The following is a 366-nucleotide window of genomic DNA, read 5'->3' on the forward strand; positions in this document are numbered from 1 at the left end:
GTCGATAGCACGCAAGTAACTGTGCTCTATCAAAACTAAGTCAGTTACAAGAGTTTGACTGTTAGTAATCGCTTCTTCAGGCAGGCACGTATGCACATGAAGGTTTGGATTTGTAGAAAGCTGCTTTTCTAGAAGACTAGTTTGCAGATTTTTCTCCGCAAGGATCAACAAAGTTCGAGTGTTCATGATTAGAGTTATTCGTGGCTCACACTACAACTTGAAGATGCCACAGCCTCGCGATTCTGGTTATTATTTGTACAGTAAATATAGTTTAAACCACCTCCAACAGAAAGAAGAAAGGTTGAGAGTTAGATGAAGATTCCATTACATGATTCATCAAACTTACTACTAACTGGCACGTTTCTT

Annotated in this window: 1 pseudogene; it reads right to left on the minus strand. The window is 39.1% G+C overall.

The features are described from left to right. A pseudogene (locus AB4585_RS24475) lies at nt 1-186 on the minus strand (DNA-binding response regulator); the annotation flags it as partial. Between the last annotated feature and the right edge of the window lie 180 nt (nt 187-366).

This window comes from Vibrio sp. 10N.222.49.C9 (genome assembly GCF_041474985.1).
Classification (GTDB): Bacteria; Pseudomonadota; Gammaproteobacteria; order Enterobacterales; family Vibrionaceae; genus Vibrio; species Vibrio crassostreae_C.